Below are 18,808 nucleotides of genomic sequence, written 5' to 3'. Positions count from 1 at the left end.
TTCAAACAATCAATTTTACGAATTTACGAGCCATGCATTAGAGGAACGTTAATGAGCGACGTCAAGCTCAAATCGACGACACGGGCCGGAACTTCGAGAGAGCGTCTGGCTCACCTTCGCCAACGACAACGGCTGAATGCAGCCAACAGCGCCGCTTTGGTCGGGTAATGCGGCCGCAAAAAACTAATATGAAGAGAGGTCCTGAATGCGCCATCAGGTGCAGTGGAAGTTGTGCTGGGAAAACGAGTTGCAGCTCTCCGATCACGTTGAGCTCGCCGAGTTCTTTCGTGATACGTACGGGCCGACTGGGGCGTCCAACGCAGAACCGTTCGAAGGTAGTCGAAGCTGGGCCGGAGCCAGGCCTGAACTCCGCGTGATCGCCTATGATTCAAGCGGTGTAGCGGCTCACATGGGCATACTACGCCGTTTCATCAAGGTTGACGCGGTCGACCTGTTGGTGGCTGAGCTGGGCCTGTACGGGGTACGTCCGGACCTTGAGGGTCTCGGAATCGCCCATTCAATCCATGTCATGCTTCCAATACTGCAGGAGCTTGGCGTTCCATTCGCTTTCGGAACGGTCCGGGACGCGCTGCGGAATCATGTTGAGAGGTTCGGGCGGCGATACAGGCCTTTGGCCGTTTTGTCGGGAATTCGCGTGCGCTCCACCCGACCAGAGGCCCGCCTCGACCTGCCGCCCACACGCATCGATGACGCACTCACCATTGTTCTGCCGGTTGGACGGCCGATCAGCGAATGGCCCACGGGCACGATGATAGATCGGAACGGACCAGAGCTATGAGCCGTCCCGATTGCTTGTACGAAGTGCGCCGTGAGTGCTCTGACGGCACCGGCCGTCGCAGCGTTTATCTGACGTTTGACGACGGTCCCAATCCACTTTTCACACCGGAGATTCTCGATGTGCTGGCAGAGCAGCGGGTGCCGGCGACTTTCTTCGTCATCGGCGCCTACGCCTTAGAGCACCCAGATCTAATCCAACGGATGGTCGCAGAAGGGCACGAGGTAGGCAACCACACGATGTCTCATCCGGATCTGTACCAATGCGGTTTCGGCGAAGTGCAACGTGAGGTCTTTGAAGCGAACGACGCCATCATGAGAGCGTGCCCGCAGGCCTCGGTGCGCTATGTTCGCGCGCCCTACGGCGCCTGGAGCGAAGAAGTCTTCACAGCCTCACAGATCGCCGGGCTGGCGGCCCTCCATTGGTCCGTCGACCCTCGAGATTGGTCTCGCCCTGGGGTCGACGCGATTATCGATAAAGTGCTCGCCTCTGTCCGGCCGGGCGCAATCGTACTCTTGCACGACGGATGCCCTCCCGGCGAGTTAAGCCAGGGCGCTCACGCCGGTCTGCGCGACCAGACGGTCACGGCGCTGTCCCGGCTGATTCCAGCATTGCGTGAGCGCGGATTTGTAATCCGCTCACTTCCTCAACATCACTGAACAAACGAGATCCCATGACTCTTCTTGGTACAACCAGCACTGTGGCCATATCGCTTTATGCGCTGCTCTCGACTGCTTATAAGGGCATGCAGGGGCTTTATGCTCTGCCGACAAAGGACTCGTCCGCGTTAGAGGTTCTCGTCGGCTCCGATCAACTGCCCAGCGTGGATGTCATCGTCCCCTGCTTCAACGAGGATCCGCGCACGCTTTCAGAGTGCCTGGCTTCCATTGCAGACCAAGAATACGCCGGAAGACTTCGGGTCTATGTGGTTGATGACGGTTCTGGAAATCGCGAAGCCGTAGGAACTGTCCACGAAACCTACGCGCGCGACCCTAGGTTCGACATCATTTTGCTTCCCGAGAATGTTGGAAAGCGCAAGGCGCAGATCGCCGCGATACGCCGCTCATCCGGGGATCTGGTGCTTAACGTTGATTCAGACACGCTACTCGCGTCCGACGTCATTGCCAAGCTTGTACCGAAGATGCGAAATCCAGCGGTCGGCGCGGTCATGGGTCAGTTGACGGCCAGTAACCGGAGCGAGAGCTGGCTGACCAGGCTGATAGACATGGAGTACTGGCTGGCTTGCAACGAGGAGCGCGCGGCGCAGGCTCGCTTCGGTGCCGTTATGTGCTGTTGCGGCCCATGTGCCATGTACCGCCGGTCTGCGCTCCTTTTGTTACTGGACCAGTACGAGTCGCAGTTTTTTCGGGGCAAGCCAAGCGACTTCGGTGAGGATCGCCATCTTACTATCCTGATGCTGAAAGCAGGCTTTCGAACCGAGTACGTTCCGAGCGCCATCGCGGCCACAGTCGTCCCGAACAGACTCGGACCGTATCTGCGCCAACAACTCCGTTGGGCACGAAGCACATTCCGGGACACGCTGCTTGGGCTGCGCTTGCTGCCCAGCCTGAATAGCTATCTCACGTTGGACGTGGTCGGACAGAATCTCGGCGCGCTACTCCTCGCCGTATCGGTATTAACGGGCCTCGCACATTTCGCACTGACAGGCTCTGTGCCTTGGTGGACAGGACTGATGATTGTGTCCATGACCATGCTCCGATGCAGCGTGGTAGCATTTCGTGCCCGACAGTTTCGATTTCTGGGCTTTTCGCTGCACACGTTCATCAACATCTTTCTCTTGCTTCCGTTGAAAGCCTACGCGCTGTGTACATTGAGCAATAGCGATTGGCTGTCGCGAGGCTCTGCTGTCGCTACATCGAACACTGGGGGAAAACAGGCCCCCACCCAAACTCCGATCACTGGTTCCAGCAGGGCAGAATTCTCGCCGCATGCGGCTCCGCTTCGCAGGCTCAATCTTGCGCGGGATTCTTCGGAATTAGTGCTGTCGGGCAACATTTGCGGCGACGAGTGATCGCTAATTACCTAGTGGACGAGAGGTGCACGAGTTTGACCCAGAACGTGAATCATCAGTTGCTTGATCGGGAATTGGCCGCAGACGATCCGTGGCTTCTCGACGGCAATCCGTTCGAGCGGAAGCGCCACACGCAAATGCTCCAGCTGGCGCTTGCCCAAGGCTCCATTTCAAATGCCCTCGAAGTCGGGTGCGCTGCCGGCGCATTCACGGAAAAACTAGCCCCCTACTGCCAAGGGCTCACCGTCATCGATGTCGTGGCGCAAGCTATTGCTCGAGCACGTCAACGGATAAACGAGCCGTCGCGCATCAAGTGGATAGTCTCCGATGTTCAACAGTTTTCGACCGACGAGTTGTTTGACCTGATCGTTGTGGCGGAGGTCCTCTACTATCTCGAAGACATAGCCGAGATGCGCGCGGCCGTCAAAAACCTGGTGCGGGTGCTTGCGCCAGGCGGGCATCTGATCTTCGGATCGGCAAGGGATGCTAATTGCCGTCGCTGGGGTCACGCCGCTGGTGCTGAGCCGGTCATCGCCATGCTGAACGAAACGTTGATCGAGGTAGAGCGTCTTGAGTGTCGGGGCGAGTCGGTCAACGAAGACTGCTTGCTCGTCCGTTTCCGGAACCCGCTTTCCGCTTCCTGATGAATCGAATCTATCGCCGTTAACCTGGAGACACTATGCGCATCTGTGGTACCAAGCTGACCCATGATGGGGCGATCGCCCTGGTCGAGGATGGACGGCTCGTCTTCTGCGTTGACCAGGAAAAGCGGCACAACGATCCGCGTTACCAAGCCATCGGTAATCTCGACGCAATTATCGCCGCTTTACCGGAACAGGGGCTAAATCCTTGTGATGTCGATCAGTTCGTTATCGACGGCTGGGATGGCGAAGACGAGTCACAGTTTCAGGTCCGGCAGGCAACCAAGCAACCGCCAGTCTTGGCGTCCCTCTCGGTAAAATGAACCCATGTCCATGGTAGCGATCGATCTTACTGACGTAAGCAAAACTTATGACAAGCTCGTTGTCGACAGACTGTCGTTCCGCGTTGCGGCGGGGGAATGCTTCGGGCTCTTGGGACCGAACGGCGCGGGCAAAAGCACGATTGCGCGTATGGTCCTCGGCATGACATCGCCCGATGCGGGGAAGATTGCTGTGCTCGGCGTTCCAGTGCCGGCGCGCGCGCGTTTGGCACGTATGCGCATCGGCGTGGTCCCGCAGTTCGACAATCTTGATACCGCGTTCACTGTACGCGAGAACCTGTTGGTGTTCGGGCGCTACTTCCGGATGAGCAGACGCCAGATCGATGCGGTCATACCATCGCTGCTTGAGTTCGCCCGCCTCGAGAACAAAGCGGATGCGCGCGTCGCCGAACTGTCCGGCGGCATGAAGCGGCGCCTGACGCTCGCGCGTGCGCTGATCAATGACCCGCACTTGCTGGTGATGGACGAGCCGACCACCGGCCTCGATCCGCAGGCCCGCCACCTGATCTGGGAACGGCTGCGATCGCTGCTGGCGCGGGGCAAGACTATTCTTTTGACTACCCATTTCATGGAAGAGGCCGAGCGGCTGTGCGATCGGCTGTGCGTTATGGAGGAGGGGCGCAAGATCGCCGAAGGCCGCCCGTCCGCACTCATTGACGAGCAGATCGGCTGTGACGTGGTCGAGGTCTACGGCGGCAATCCGCATGAACTGGGTGCGCTGATCCGGCCGTACGCACAGCGCATCGAGGTGAGCGGTGAGACGCTTTTTTGCTATGCACCCGATCCGGAGCAGGTGCTGGCGCAGCTACGCGGGCGCGCGGGTCTACGCCTTCTGCAGCGTCCCCCCAATCTCGAGGATGTGTTTTTGCGGCTAACCGGGCGCGAGATGGAGGACTGAACAATGGGCGAACGTTATGCGGCGGGCATGCCCGCCAATGCGTGGAATTGGGTCGCGGTTTGGCGCCGCAACTATCTTGGATGGAAGAAAATCGGGCTTGCATCGGTGCTCGGCAACCTCGCCGATCCGATGATCTATCTGTTCGGTCTCGGCTTTGGAATCGGAACAATGATAGGTCCTGTTGAGGGCACTTCGTACATTGCGTTTCTCGCGGCTGGCATGGTTGCCACAAGCGCGATGGCATCGGCGACCGCTGAAACGGTTTACGGGAGTTTCGGCCGCATGGGCGACCAGCGCACCTGGGAAGGAATGCTATGCACTCAGCTGACGCTCGGCGATATCTTACTCGGCGAATTGGCGTGGGCAGCCACCAAGGCCCTGATGGCGGGCACAGCAATCACTATTGTTGCCACCACGCTCGGCTACGCATCGTGGCCATCCATCCTCTGCTTGCTGCCAGTCATCGCTCTCAGTGGCCTCGCCTTCGCAAGTCTAGCGATGGTCGTCACGGCGCTTGCGCCCAGTTATGAATATTTCATATTTTATAATACGCTTGTTATAACACCCATGCTCTTCCTTTGCGGCGCGATGTTTCCGGTCAACCAATTGCCCGGCGCTTTTCAGGACGTCGCCTCCTTGTTGCCCCTCGCACATGCAATTGACCTCATTCGTCCGGCGATGCTTGGCCGTCCGGCCGGCAGCATGGGCCTGCATATCGGCGCGCTTTGCATATACACGGTTTTGCCGTTCTTCCTATCGGTTGCTCTGTTTCGTCGTCGGCTGATGCGTTGACGCTCTCACCATTCGTGAAATTGATTATTTGGGCGATACCCATCCACGGGTCGGATAGGTCAATGCATGCGTTTTAAGGGACTCGATCTAAATCTCCTCGTTGTGCTGGACGCTTTGATCAGGGAGCGTAAAGTCACCGCCGCAGCCCGCAGTATTAACCTGAGTCAGCCGGCCATGAGCGCCGCCGTCGGTCGGTTACGCGCCTATTTCAGCGATGAGCTATTTACGATGAACGGCCGCGAACTCATTTTGACACCGCGCGCGGAGGGGCTCGCCACAGCAGTCCGGGAGGCATTGCTGCACATCCAGCTGTCGATTATTTCCTGGGACCCCTTTAACCCGGTCGGATCGGATCGTCGCTTCCGCATCATCCTTTCCGATTACCTCACACTCGTATTTTTTAAGAAAATCGTAAAGCGTGCTGCGCGGGAAGCTCCCGCCGTCCGCTTCGAATGTCTGCCTATTTCCGACGACCCCGAGGAGCTTCTCCGGCGCGGCGACGTTGATTTTCTGATTATGCCGGAAGTGTTCATGTCGAAACATCCTCGCGCAGCCCTGTTCGAAGATATGCTCGTATGCGTAGGCTGCGGCACGAACAAGCAGCTGTCAGAGCCACTTACATTCGACCGATACTTGTCGATGGGGCAGGTTGTGCTTAAATTCGGGGACACCCGGCAGCCCTCCATCGAGGAATGGTATTTGCTCGAGAACGGTTTCGAGAGACGTATCGAGGTCGTCGTACACGGCTTTAGCATGATCCCGCCCCTTCTATCAGGCACCAGCCGCATCGGGACCATGCCGTTGCGGCTGGCGCAGCATTTCGCAAAATTAACACCCCTGCGGATTGTCGAACTTCCGCCGCCACTTCCTGCCGCATTCACGGAGGCCGTCCAATGGCCTGCGCTTCACAATAATGATCCGGCAAGCCTATGGATGCGGGAAATGATGTTGCAGGAGGCATCTCGTATGATTACCCTGCCTAAGAGCACCGGGCGTCTCACTTGTCGGCCGAATTGAGAAACTGACCTCTCGGTTATGAGAGGAGGCATGGATGGCGATTGGGATTGGGCGATTCCTGCATTGTCGAGAACGATGCAGGGAGAGCAGATCCTTCAGCCTGAAGAGGTGGCAGCGATGCTGCGGCGGCATGAGGTTGGCTGGGGAACCGACGGGCGAAGGAATTCGGGTGCGCGCGCAACACGGTGCCTCGGTATCTAAGCGAGGGCGGGACTGTTCCGTTTCGCATGCCTGTGCGGCCGACGGCGTTTGACGGACTGGACGATTGGCTGCGGGAGCGCTTCTTGCCCCATGGCTCGCAGGACTGTCCGGGGAAAGTTTTGAGTGAATCGAAATGCCGCATGTGCATGCCCCGTAAAACGGGGTTTGTCCGTCTTCTCTCTGGTTGTCGAGACTCAGAAAAGGAACGGGGCATGCGCTTTGCACCTAGCATCTTCGGGCAGCTTCTTGAAGCCATGGATCGCCGTCAATTCCAAGCCATTGTGGATCGTCACGACGGCGATGCCTACGACAAATCGTTCAGGAGTTGGGATCATCTGGTGGTGTTGATCTATGCTCAGTTCTGCGGCAGCGACAGCCTGCGTGGCCTGGAAGCCGGTTGGAATGCCAACAGCCAGCATCATTACCACCTGGGCAGCGGTCCGCTGATGCGTTCGACCTTGTCGGATGCCAACAGACGGCGCCCGGTCGCCATTTTTGCCGAGGCCTTCAGCCTGGTGGCGGGCCTGCTCGACCGGCAGACGCGGCAAGAGGGTAAAGAAATGCTGCGGCTGATCGATTCGACCCCCATTCCGCTCGGCAAGCTGTGCGAGTGGGCCAAGTCGAACGGACGCATCCGCGGCATGAAGGTCCATGTCGTCTATGACCCGAAGGCCGACCATCCGCGCGTCCTCGACATCACCGACGCCAACGTCAACGACGCCCAGATCGGCCGCCGGATCACCATCGAGCCCGCGGCGACCTATGTGTTCGACAAGGGCTATTGCCACTATGGCTGGTGGACGGCGATCGCCGAGGCCGGGTCGGTCTTCGTAACGCGGCCCAAGACCAACATGGGGCTGGCGCAGCTGTGCAACCGCCCCGTGGCCGAGCCGCAGGGCGACGGCTTCCTGGTCCTGGAAGACAGTGAGGTGAACCTGGTCAGCAAGGGCGCTTGCAAGCTGCCGATACGCCTGCGGCGCCTGCGCATCCAACGCCAGGAAGGCGACACCATCATGCTTTTGACCAACGACATGGAGCGCTCCGCAGTCGAGATCGGGCAGCTCTACAAAGGCCGCTGGCAAATCGAGCTTCTGTTCCGCTGGATCAAGCAGCACCTCAAGATCGGCAAGTTCCTGGGCAACAACGGCAATGCAATCCGCCTGCAGCTCTTCGCGGCAATGATCGCCTATGCACTGCTGCGCATCGTCGCGCGCGCCCGAGGTGTCGCCATTCCAATCCTGCGGTTCACAGAGCTGGTCGCCCAATACTTGTTCGGGCGGCGAAAAATAAACGCCATCGATAAGCCGCCGCCGGTCAATCCGAGCCGACCAAGAGACCGATCCTGCCTCAATCAGATGGCCTTCATATATGAATAAATTTCCCCGGACAGTCCTGCATGGCTCGGGGCGGATGACCATCTCGACCCGCTCCAGATGCGCCGGGACCGCCTTGCGCGGTCGCGCACCACGTCGCGGCTCGCCTGTCGGTCTTGCGGTCTTGCGGCCTCGAGCTCGGACTCAATCGCGCCGAGCCCGGTCTGGATTTCGAAGGCGAAGGCCTGCTGGGCACGTTCGAGCTTCTCGGAGCTGCGACCGAAGCGGCGCGCTCCAGCTGCTTGATCCCTGAAGGTCGGCGATCCTCTCCTGGGCACGCTCGTTGAGTGTCGCCATCCGGACGATCTCGGCCTTGAGTGTTTCGCTCCGGAGTTGTTGCAGTTCGGCCTTCTCCGCCGCCATAGCGACGAATATCGCCTTGAGCGGAACGATTTCGTGGAGACGGGCCAAAGCGCTTCTCGTCATGACGCCGACAAAAGCTTATTTTGCACGGCTAGAGGCCCGCCTTTTGCGCCTGAGTCACTTCGCCACGGCCTATCCGGCCGACGTCGGACGCCGTCTCCGATCGGCTCAAACGCGCCAGTTGCCTTCGACGAGCGCCATCAGTTGGGCGCGGCAAGCCGGATCACGCCGTTCTCCACCCGCGGCCAGCGGAACTTGTCCTCGTCCAGCGCTTACGGTGCGGGTATGCCGGCGTCGAGCAACAGAGAGAAGTTTGGGGCGGAACTAGGACGGCTTACGAAGTGTTGTCCCGGTCCGGTTTGAGTGTCCAATCTTCAGATCGATTGCTTGGGCGACCAGATTCCCCGCCGCCTGCGAGCCCGCTACTGCTCAGCGGAAGGGCGAAGTGAACGTGAATGCATCCATTTCGTAAATGTGTGTCTATCCAAGCAATCGATTTCTCTAATTACCCGATGAGCAATATGAACGCGTCAGGCAGGGTGCATCATCAGGAGTATTTTTCGATGGCAAACATTATCGAGGGTAGCCCGGATGCCGAAACACTCCTCGGCACCAAGGGTGAAGATTGGATGGAGGGTTTCCAGGGCGGTGACTGGATTGACGGTCGTGGCGGCAACGACGAGATCTCGGCTGGCCCGGGCAGTGACCGAGCCCTTGGCGGCGAGGGTAACGACCGCATCTTCGGCGGAGATGGCTGGGACGATCTCTCCGGCGACAACGGCCGCTTCAACGCGCGCATCTCCGGTGAGGACAATGACAGGCTCAGCGGCGGTCCCGGCCAGGATGTCCTCTACGTGGGTGACGGCCAGGATACGTTGACCGGGGGCACCGACAATGACACGTTCGTGTTCCAGTTCCACAATCCGGTGCCTGGGGTCGATCCGAGTGTCGGGTCGAAGCCGGACATTACCACTATCACCGATTTCAACCCGGCGGAGGACAAGTTCGCCTTCGATGCGGTGGGCCTCTACAACGACGGTTTTGGCGCGAACTTCGTCAACAACGCCAGTATACAGTCCGGCTACCCGGTGAGCAGCTTCTACAGTGGCGCGGCCTCGGGTGCGAACGGCGAACATGTCGTGGTAATCACTGGCGAATCTTTCAACTCTGCTAATGAGGCAGCGAGTGCGATCTCCGGCGAGCACGCCGGCGACATCATTGTCTACCAAAGCAGCTACACCGACAGAGTCGCAACTCTGGCCTATGTCACCGCCGACGGCAGCGCGCACGAGTTCGCCCACCTGGGCGGTGTGGTCACCGTGGCCGACCTAGGCCTGACCGCGTCGGACTTCACCTTCGTTTGATCCAGAAAAACGATACGGAACAGCGCCCCGCCCCCTGGGCGGGCGCTTTCCGTCTCCGCTACTTGCGATGGGCCGGGGCGCCCGGGAGCAGTCGCAGCGTGTACAGCTTGACGAAGCCCTGCACGTCGCGCTGGTCGTACACCGAAATCTCCCTGAAGGCGTCTGTTCGGGCCCTTGCGGCCGGCCACGATGAATCCCTTCCAAACCTTCAGCCGGACGGTGTTGTTGTTGACCCGCTCCATTAGATGCCAAACCAAACATATTCGGCGGGAGCACTGATCCTGAATCAGCGAGTCGGTTGCCGCTCGGGGAGCAATATAGGGAGCTGGGTCGCCAGATCCTCACGGAGACCTACGTGAGTAACCATTCCTTGAAGGATTCAGCTTTGAGACCTTTCCCTCTGACTTCCGCTATTTGGGGAATTCTGTTGATCAGCGGCGTGGTCAATGTGCTTGCGCTGATCTCGCCGCTGTTCATGCTTCAAGTCTATGACCGCGTTCTGGCAAGTGGCAGCGTATCGACGCTGGTGGGGCTCGTCGTGCTTGCTGCGGGGCTTTATGCGTTCCAATGCTTGCTCGACATTTTGCGCGCCCGCGTGCTGCTGCGGATTGGCGAGCGTTTCGATGGAGAGTTTTCCGGACGCGTTCACAATGCGATCGTTCGCCTTCCGCTTTCAACGCGCATGCCGGGCGACGGCTTACAGCCGCTTCGCGATCTCGACAATGTTCGCGGCTTCTTAGGTGGAAACGGTCCGACAGCGTTCTTCGATCTGCCATGGATGCTGTTTTATCTTGGCATTTGCTTCCTCCTTCATTTCTGGATCGGCATGACGGCACTTATCGGGGCGGTCGGTCTCACATCTCTGACACTCCTTGCCAACACTCTCTCGCAACGGCCGATAAGCGATACCGTTTCCCACAACATGGCACGCAATGGTCTGCTGCAAGCAGCGCGTTGCAATGCCGAGGTCGTGCAAGCTCTCGGTCTTGGAAAGCGGATCGCTGCCCGATGGCAAAAGGCCAATGCCAAGTTTCTGGCCGCCAACCGGAAAGCTGGGGACGTGGCAGGTGGGCTGGGTGCCATTTCAAAATCGCTGCGCGTGCTGCTGCAATCGGCCATTCTTGCCGTCGGCGCGTACCTTGTCATCAGACAGGAGGCTACGGCCGGGGTTATGATTGCCAGTTCGATCATGATGGGGCGTGCGCTGGCTCCGGTCGATCTGGCCATTTCAAGCTGGAAACCTTTCCTCATGGCGCGCCAGGGTTGGGCGCGGCTGGAGGACCTCCTGGAAAAGGTTCCTGAATCCGCTGCCGTTATGCCAATGCCTGCACCTGAACGCGAACTGCGCCTCGAAGGCGTGACAATCGTTCCGCCCGGCGCAAGGAAGCCGACCGTGACCGGCCTTGCGTTTGCCATTCAGGCGGGAAGCGCACTCGGGATCATCGGTGCATCGGGCTCGGGCAAGTCGACACTCTCGCGCGCCATCGTCGGCGCATGGGCGCCGGTCGCCGGAAAAGTTCGCATCGACAGCGCAAGCCTCGATCAATGGGACCGGGAAGCACTAGGCCGTCATATCGGCTATCTGCCGCAAGGTGTTGAACTGTTCGACGGCACCATTGCCGAAAACATCGCTCGTTTTGAAGATAATCCTGACCCTGAGGCTATTGTCGCCGCGGCGAAAGCAGCGGGCACGCACGAACTGATCCTCCGATTTGAGCACGGCTACGAAACTCCGATCGGTGAGGCCGGATCGGCACTTTCCGCCGGGCAGCGCCAGCGTATCGGTCTTGCCCGTGCTCTTTATCGAGACCCTTTCCTTGTTGTGCTGGATGAACCTAATGCCAATCTCGATTCGGAAGGCGAGGCTGCGGTCATTAAGGCGATCGCCTCCGTGCGCGAGCGCAAGGGCATTGCGGTTGTCGTCGCCCATCGGCCCAGCGCCATCCGCGCCGTGGATTTGGTGTTGGTGATGGAAGGTGGACGGCAGCGAGCATTCGGTGCGCGTGGTGAAGCGCTTTCCAAAGTCCTGAAGGGGACAGCGATGGCAAGAGGCGCTGGCGTCAAGGCCATCGAATCTACACAGGATAACGTGGGAGAGCGCGCTGACATGGAGGATCCCGGTGTCCGGCATTCATCAGAACAATGACGTTTCCAGCTCCATTCGCCGCCACCTGGTGGCGGGCCTTGTGGCGAGCGTAATCTTTGTGGGAGGAGCCGGAGCCTGGGCGGCCTTCACGAATCTCTCCGGTGCGGTTGTCGCGTCCGGACACTTTGTCGTCGATTCCTATGTCAAGAAGGTGCAGCACCCGACCGGCGGGGTGGTGGGAGAAATCCTGGTGCGCGAAGGCGAAAAAGTAAAAGCCGGCGACATCCTCATGCGGCTCGATGCCACCCAGACGCGCGCTAATCTCGCCATAGTCACCAAGCGGCTCGATGAGCTCGCCGCCTACCAGGCACGACTCGATGCTGAGCGTGACGATCTCGCGGAGATCGCCTTCCCGGACTGGCTGCTCGCCCGAAGAGATGTTCCGGACGTAGCTTCGGCAATACATAGCGAGACGCTGCTGTTCGAATTCCGCAGACAATCCCGCGACGGAAAGCAGGCGCAACTGGCGGAACACATTACTCAATATCACCACGAGATCGAAGGATTCGAGGCGCAGGAAATTGCCTGTGAAAAAAGGATCGAGGTTCTCCTAAAGGAAATTGCTGTTCTGAGTGGGCTGCGCGACCAAGGCATTGTCTCGGACCAACGGTTGAACAGCCTGAAGATCCAGGTTGCCACTTTCGGTGGCGAACGCGGTGAGAAGATCGCAGATCAGGCACAGACAGCAGCCCGCATAGCCGAAACGCGCCTGCAGATCCCGCAGATCGATCAGGATTTCAAGACCGAAGTCGGCCAGGAGCTCAGAGAGGTTCAGGCGCAGGTCGGGGAGTATGGTGAGCGCAAGGTGGCGGCTGAACAAGAACTGCGACGGATCGATATCGTCGCGCCGCAGTCAGGCACCATTCAACAACTCGCAGTTCATACGGTCGGCGGAGTGATTACGCCCGCCGATCCGATCATGCTAATCGTGCCGGAAGGCGACGATCTTGCGCTTGAAGTACGAATCACCCCGAAGGACATCGACCAAATCCAGCTTGGTCACAAGGCCGTGCTGCGGATGTCAGCCTTCAATCTGAGAACCACGCCGGAATTGAACGGATATGTCAGCCGGATCGCAGCCGATCTGGCGACGGACGAAAAAAACGGCATTTCGTACTACCTGGTGCGCCTGTCGGTTCCGCAGGCGGAACTGACGAAGCTCAAGGGGCTGACACTCGTGCCCGGTATGCCGGCCGAAGCGATGGTCGAGACGGGCGAGCGTACGGCGCTTTCCTATTTCGTGAAGCCGCTGTCGGACCAAATCAGTCGGACATTCCGGGAGGAATGAAATAAGCCACAGAAATATATTGTTGTATTTCTTGGTTTCTTTGAGAGTGGTAACACCTGAAGGCACAGACATATTTCCTCATTTGCCTCTGGGCACAACTTCTTTCTGTAGTGAATTTAGCATCTTAACGTACCCTCAAATGCAGAAATGTCCGCGTTTCATGTTGCAACTGAGTATCCTTGGTTTTCAACGGTTTTTACTGGTGCGCGACATGAAAGGCGACATGAAACACCGCCACCAGCGGCAGCGGGCTGTTCGTTTCTCTTCTGCGGAATGAAAGTCAGTCAGTGCCGCGTGGCTGACATCGCCTCGAACATATCCCAAGCCTCATCTCGGTTTCGGTGCTTGCCGGGAATGCGGACCCAGCACTGCTTCGCAAAGATCCGAGCTTCTAGATCGTCATCAGGATGCGTATCGGTCATAAGCGCCGTCCAGTCCCACTTCCGGGCTTCGCGGCGCATCACGTCGACCACAAACCAGCCGGAAGGCGGTCGATCACGTTCGGTGGTTCGCATGGCAGTTTCCTTCTGAACGAAAGATCCATCTCGACGGTCTCTTCACCTGTGGGTGCAATGCATAGGAAGGTCAGAATCTCGCGGGAGGCGTCGGCTATGGCGCTTCAACTTGCCGTTCTTTGAAAGATCGCATCACAAAATGGTGTGGCGGTCTGAGCAACTGCCTCCCCGTTCGAACATCGCGATGATGATCATGCGTCCGCCGCAGCACGGGCACGGAAGCGCAAGCCGTCCGGTTCGGCTGATGGGTCGTTAGTGGCGGGAGGCACGGCCGCGAGCACGGGATCTGCGGTATTGTCGCATTAGATTACCTGGCTCGCGATCGAGACGGTCTCTTCGTCTTGCGTTGCCGTCGGCTCGATCTGCGCCGCCTGCTTGAACGCGTCCAAGATGCTAACAATCGAGAGACTTTCCAATGGCAGATTCGGCGTGCGGACCTGCAGCAACAAACGGAAGAGCTGGATCTTGAAGAGCAGGTTGCGGATAGCACGTGGTGACGGGCGCCTGTTGATCGCTCGGAAGTAGCCTGGCACAAGTTGCCCCAGCTCGCCGACCTCATCCTTTGTGAAGCGGACATCGCCCTCGTTGAAGGGAAACGTCGGCGCGTCTGCCTGAATGGTTTCGGCCTGAGCCGATCGTTTCCGAACCCGTTCCAGGTCCGCTCGGGCCTGCTCCTCCATCGCGACGGTCTGATCGTAGCGCTTGATCACGTCGGGGTTCTGGGCAAGTCGCTCTTCAGCCGACAGGGCTTCGAGCTTGCGGTTAAACTCCTCGGCCGCTGCGTTCTGTCGCATCCTGACGGTCTTTTCTTGCTCCGATGGGGGAAAGAAGGCATCCGCCAATCCCATATCCCGCAAGTGCTTTGGCACCGGCTTTGAGGATGGTGCATCGATATCGACAAATGGTCGTTTCTGCCCTTCACGCACAAGTTCGATGGTCGACTTCGCACTGGCTTTGGCGGCTACCGCATTTTGCAGAACCCTTTCCGCCCTTTGCAGCTCGTCAATTCGCCGCCCTTCCGCGTCCTGCTTTTCCTGCTCTTCGCTTTCCTCAAGCTCGCGCGAGGAAAGCTTCACGGCTAAGGCTGCTACGTCGCGATCACTCAGCGCCGGGAAGCGGAGGTGGCAGGCAAACAGCTTTTCGTTCTGCTCGGCAACGATCTCTTGCTTCGCAATCAGCCTGGCGTTAGCGGCACTAGCTCCGACAATGTCGGCGGCGCGTTCGTCGATCATGTCCGTGTAGTGCTTGGCAATAGCAAACGCCAGAACCCGTTCGTCGACCAGCATCAGCACCTGCAATCTGTTCCTGAGAACCGGGTCGTCGACCAACAATTTCATGTTCTCAATTACAGTCAGCATGTCGTCTGGGCTGCATCGGTCTAGGTCGTCGACGATCAACAGCACACGGTCTGGTCCGGGCGCGGAAATCCACCAGGGGCCCAGGATGGTGACCAAGACAAGTCCAATCCAGGCCAAGAGTATCCAGTTTTCCGGATCGGTTGCCGCACGCTCTTCGGATTTCTGGTTGTGCGCGCTTTTGGGCCCCACGGTTTCATTATGCAATCCTTCGCCAACGCCGCCGTCGAGGATTTGGGCGATCGCCTCAAGGCTCCGGATGAGAAAGCCACCCTCTCGGGGCTGGGGCGATGTGCACAGACCGTAGGCCCAGCCAACTGCCACGGCTGCCAATATCAGTAGGGGGAACACCAGCGTGGTCCGCACGGACCGCCTCTGCCCGTTGGTCGATGGAAACTCGCTCCTTCCGTCACCCTTCGACGGAACGTCGGGCGGTTTCTTCGTCCAAGCCGACAGCAACGCTTTCACGTCCTCCCCGACCAGTGCCAGCATACCGAGCCGCTCCGGCCCAGTGCTCAGCCTGGCGTTCTTCGCGAAAATGGCTCTGACCTTGGTTTGCACCTTGGGAGCGATTACGGCCATGTGAGCGAGCGCGCCTGTCCCGATCAGGGCTCCCAGTACAGCTGCGAGTTGCAAAGTTGCGCTGAGAGGGATCGCCAATAGGGCGAGCGACATCAGCGCGCCGACGAGCGGCCATGGCCCATAGCGAAAATGGGACGCTCTGGCCGCCAGAGCCATCCTATCGAAACTGCGCAGGCTGGCCCCCGCACGCTCGACGAGGCTCTTGTAGAGGTACACCCATGCTTCAGGCGCCTGACGGTACTTCCAGGCATTGTGGCCTACGACCTCGTAGCGCAGCTTAGCAAAAGGTTGTTGGGGTGCTCCAGTCTGTGTGACGAAGTCTTCCGGGGATTCTAGCAAAGGCTTCAGCAGCCGCGTGAGCGTGGTCTTTCCGCTGCCCCATGGCCCAAAGAGGGCAAAAGTGAATTCGTCCTCAGCGCTGCGCAGGATTGTTGCCAGAGCTTCTGCGTAATCTTGAACGAAAAGCGACAACTCTTTGTCATCTGCCTCCCTGACCATCCTTGGGATGCGCCCCGCCTTAGTCTTCGCGACTCCCTTCATCCCCCTCACCAGGGCACCCAACTGCCATTCTTCGATACGCGTCGGCAGGCGAGCTTCCGGGTCATCGAGACTTCGCAGGACGATATCCGTTAGCCTTACTTCTCGCTTGCTGCCGCAGGCCTGGAAGACATGTGTCAACCCGGGACCAAGGCGGACGCCCACGAGGCTAGTTGCCGGCGCGATCCCCCTGAACAACTCAATGTCCGGTACAGGGATTTTTTGAAAGAAACTCTCGGCCGCGGCGTCGAGGCGACTGGAGAAGCCCCCCCGAACGAGCTCGCCCCAACGGCGTAATTGATCGAACTCGTCGCTCAACCGTTCGGCATCGTCAGAAACAGTAGTGGCAAGCCTGCGGGCCATAAGGAGGGTTGTCAAAAATACAGTCGACGTGGAAAGTATTTCGCGTTCTCTGACCTTCTCCGGCAAATACCTCGCGCATTCGAGCAGGACGTGGGCGCATATCGGGCTGAGGATTAGACTCTCAATTCCTAATGCCTGCTCAAAGAGGGAGGCCAAGAGGGACTCTACCCGAGTTCGAACCTCAGTGCTGGCGCCGGGTACAATTACAGTTGGCATCGCCTCCCCCGATCGCGATCTTCCTAGCCTACACTCTGATAACAGCAATTGCTCGATTTGACAGCGACGGGTCGATGCACAAGTCAAATTTTCTTAAAGCATGGTATCCGCGTTCGCTTAGGCTTTTTCGGGTAATATTCGGCTTGCTACTTCGATCGGGTGCCGCATCTGCGTTTCTGATGATCCTCGGTACCATAGAGGTCCCACCGGGGCGAAATTCTGAAAGATGGCTAGACCGATATCTGCTCGTCAGGCGTTGTCCTGAAACAGGTCGGCCGCGCGGCCCAATGTCAGCGCAACATGCAAGGTGATTGATGAGCACCACGGGAGTGGTTTCCATCGATGCAAATCTGGCCGGTCGTCATCCTTGCTTCTTCTTCCATCTCGTCAGTCCGGCTCTACAACACGCATACGCCGGTAATCCCACCCGCCAATTTCAATCAGCCCCTATGCAAATAGGACAACAGGCCCAATACACTGTCTCGCGAAGCTGATGTCGGTGTGGATAAGCGGCGCGAAGCAGCTAGCCACTAGTTTGTCCCCTTCAAGTTAATCGCTCTGCGATCCTGGAGACGGCGCAGCAAGGCAACGGCTCCCGGTCTTGCCCATTTCACATCTGACGCAAAGACGCCGTCTGCCACGTACGATCCACCAGCGTAGCCACTCGTGAAAGCCCAAAGGAACGGCGACGACACCTGATGGCGACGGTAGCCATAGCCATTGTATCCCTCGAGCCGATCTAGCATGTCGCCTAGGTCGAGCGTGTCAGTGTTGTCCAATTTGTAAAGCTTGATCGCGTCGATCGCGCTTGCCTCCCACGTAAACGGAGGCTGCCCCTGGAGCGGTCGTCCGGCGGGGACATGAACTGTTTGGGCCGTGAGCGGATCGCCGTTGTGAAGGTGAGTGCTGAAATCGCCTCCGGTCTCCAACATCCATACAACGCCCACGACGTACCAAGGGGCATGGGTTGCTTTGGCTACGGTTTCGAATGTCTGGCGCCCGGCCGTGATCTTGTTGGCTTCGTTGTCGATCATGGACATCTGGCTGGCGTCTAGGGAAACCTGCCAGAAGGCTTGCGCGTAGTCAGAAGGGTCGAGGAAGGATGGCACAGCACCGCTGGGGGCAGGCAAAACCGGAAAGTACTTCGTGACTGCTTTTTTCAATTTGTCGCCCGGGTCTGCAATAAGTCCAGAATCATAACGGCCTTCAATCTATCTTCAAAGCGCGTTTCATAACCGTTGTAGGCGGCAACCCCGAGATTGCCCATGATCGTCACGATACCACCAATGATTAACAGGTTGAGTTGCCCATCCTTCCACCATGTCTTTTTGTTGCCATCCTGCGTTACATGTTCCGCCGTGAGCAACTTGGCTCTAGCTTCGGCCAAACGGGCCTCGCCTTCGAGCCTATCGAGGTCTGCATTGTCAGTCGATCGAGGGGACACCGTATTGCTGACCACACGCCCCTTCATCCGTTTGCAGATGCGCCAGAGGCGGCAACCACGGTAAGCCATCACTGGATAAAGGCGGCGCCGCCTTTGCTCCGATCGATACAGTTTGTGCTGGATGCGCTGGGGTTTGAAATCGTCGAGAAGATTAAGCCAGTTCTTCTTAGGGCGCTGTGTTCGGCTTGCACGTCGCGGCCGGCCGGGTGCGAGGCGGCCAAAAGGAATCCGTCGCCGCGTGGAGGCGGTCGAAGCGAATTCCAACGTCCACGGTAATTTGCACGCCGCCAACAGGGCGCGGTGGAACGCGTAATGCCTCGCCTCGAGAGTCCAGATGTCAGCCTCAGGTCCGGTGCGTCCAGCCTGGACGTTGAGGGCGTAGAGCGACGAGACGATCCCCGTCGCCCAGGCATCGTCGTCATTGCGGATCGCAGCGCGCAGCGCCTGCGTCTCGACCATGATGCGCACCGACATAGCATCGCGCAACTCGTCGAGAGAGAGTGGCACCACGCGAAAACCGCGCAGCGATTCCGCCGTCACCAGC

16 protein-coding genes are annotated in these 18,808 nt (G+C 58.7%); 12 read left to right on the top strand and 4 right to left on the bottom strand.

What is annotated here, in order from left to right; all coding sequences use genetic code 11:
- Positions 1-205: 205 nt before the first annotated feature.
- The 12 genes from X744_RS152040 to X744_RS152100 all read left to right on the top strand — a co-directional run bounded on the left by X744_RS152040 (position 206) and on the right by X744_RS152100 (position 13,252).
- Entirely contained in the window at positions 206-799 is a 594-nt protein-coding gene (locus X744_RS152040) for a NodA family N-acyltransferase (RefSeq protein WP_023736281.1), read from the top strand.
- Positions 796-1,455: a chitooligosaccharide deacetylase NodB gene (gene nodB, locus X744_RS152045; protein ID WP_023760354.1), complete on the top strand. Its 660-nt coding sequence runs from the start codon at positions 796-798 to the stop codon at positions 1,453-1,455. Before X744_RS152040 ends, nodB begins: the two co-directional genes overlap by 4 nt.
- Before the next feature lie 14 nt (positions 1,456-1,469).
- Positions 1,470-2,828: a chitooligosaccharide synthase NodC gene (gene nodC, locus X744_RS152050; RefSeq protein ID WP_023760353.1), complete on the top strand. Its 1,359-nt coding sequence runs from the start codon at positions 1,470-1,472 to the stop codon at positions 2,826-2,828.
- Positions 2,829-2,863: 35 nt separating this feature from the next.
- Positions 2,864-3,472, top strand: coding sequence for a nodulation methyltransferase NodS (nodS, locus tag X744_RS152055; protein WP_031260585.1), 609 nt, complete (start codon positions 2,864-2,866; stop codon positions 3,470-3,472).
- Between the two features lie 35 nt (positions 3,473-3,507).
- Positions 3,508-3,792 carry a carbamoyltransferase N-terminal domain-containing protein gene (locus X744_RS152060; RefSeq protein ID WP_023760351.1) on the top strand — a complete coding sequence of 95 codons (285 nt, stop codon included), beginning with the start codon at positions 3,508-3,510 and terminating at the stop codon, positions 3,790-3,792.
- A gap of 4 nt (positions 3,793-3,796) precedes the next feature.
- Positions 3,797-4,708: a nodulation factor ABC transporter ATP-binding protein NodI gene (gene nodI / locus X744_RS152065; RefSeq protein WP_023760350.1), complete on the top strand. Its 912-nt coding sequence runs from the start codon at positions 3,797-3,799 to the stop codon at positions 4,706-4,708.
- Between the two features lie 3 nt (positions 4,709-4,711).
- A complete protein-coding gene (locus X744_RS152070) occupies positions 4,712-5,500 on the top strand; it encodes an ABC transporter permease (protein WP_023736275.1) in 789 nt (262 codons plus the stop codon).
- A 66-nt stretch (positions 5,501-5,566) separates the two neighbouring features.
- A complete protein-coding gene (locus X744_RS152075) occupies positions 5,567-6,517 on the top strand; it encodes a LysR family transcriptional regulator (protein ID WP_023760349.1) in 951 nt (316 codons plus the stop codon).
- A 413-nt stretch (positions 6,518-6,930) separates the two neighbouring features.
- The gene (locus X744_RS152080) at positions 6,931-8,094 is read left to right on the top strand and encodes an IS4 family transposase (protein ID WP_023760348.1); all 1,164 of its coding nucleotides are present in this window, start codon (positions 6,931-6,933) and stop codon (positions 8,092-8,094) included.
- A 923-nt stretch (positions 8,095-9,017) separates the two neighbouring features.
- A complete protein-coding gene (locus tag X744_RS152090; RefSeq protein ID WP_031260584.1) occupies positions 9,018-9,818 on the top strand; it encodes a hemolysin expression modulating protein in 801 nt (266 codons plus the stop codon).
- 370 nt (positions 9,819-10,188) lie between these two features.
- Complete coding sequence (locus X744_RS152095) at positions 10,189-11,964, top strand: type I secretion system permease/ATPase (protein WP_245266721.1); 1,776 nt, start codon at positions 10,189-10,191, stop codon at positions 11,962-11,964.
- Entirely contained in the window at positions 11,939-13,252 is a 1,314-nt protein-coding gene (locus tag X744_RS152100; protein WP_023760344.1) for an HlyD family type I secretion periplasmic adaptor subunit, read from the top strand. The genes X744_RS152095 and X744_RS152100 overlap by 26 nt, the downstream gene beginning before the upstream one ends.
- 284 nt (positions 13,253-13,536) lie before the next feature.
- Here X744_RS152100 and X744_RS0137385 read toward each other — a convergent pair whose 3' ends face one another.
- The 4 genes from X744_RS0137385 to X744_RS1000000171070 all read right to left on the bottom strand — a co-directional run bounded on the left by X744_RS0137385 (position 13,537) and on the right by X744_RS1000000171070 (position 18,804).
- A complete protein-coding gene (locus X744_RS0137385; RefSeq protein WP_023736267.1) occupies positions 13,537-13,767 on the bottom strand; it encodes a hypothetical protein in 231 nt (76 codons plus the stop codon).
- A gap of 302 nt (positions 13,768-14,069) precedes the next feature.
- Complete coding sequence (locus X744_RS152105; RefSeq protein ID WP_198032241.1) at positions 14,070-16,604, bottom strand: P-loop NTPase fold protein; 2,535 nt, start codon at positions 16,602-16,604, stop codon at positions 14,070-14,072.
- 746 nt (positions 16,605-17,350) lie between these two features.
- A complete protein-coding gene (locus X744_RS01000000169895) occupies positions 17,351-17,983 on the bottom strand; it encodes a hypothetical protein (protein WP_023760341.1) in 633 nt (210 codons plus the stop codon).
- Positions 17,980-18,804 carry an FCD domain-containing protein gene (locus X744_RS1000000171070; protein WP_023760340.1) on the bottom strand — a complete coding sequence of 275 codons (825 nt, stop codon included), beginning with the start codon at positions 18,802-18,804 and terminating at the stop codon, positions 17,980-17,982. Before X744_RS1000000171070 ends, X744_RS01000000169895 begins: the two co-directional genes overlap by 4 nt.
- Positions 18,805-18,808 lie beyond the last annotated feature (4 nt).

Origin of the sequence: Mesorhizobium sp. LNHC252B00 (assembly GCF_000502955.1) — a bacterium.
In the GTDB taxonomy this organism is placed as follows: domain Bacteria; phylum Pseudomonadota; class Alphaproteobacteria; order Rhizobiales; family Rhizobiaceae; genus Mesorhizobium.
Note: the sequence above shows the minus strand (reverse complement) of the source record. Positions and strands in the feature narration are given on the sequence as shown.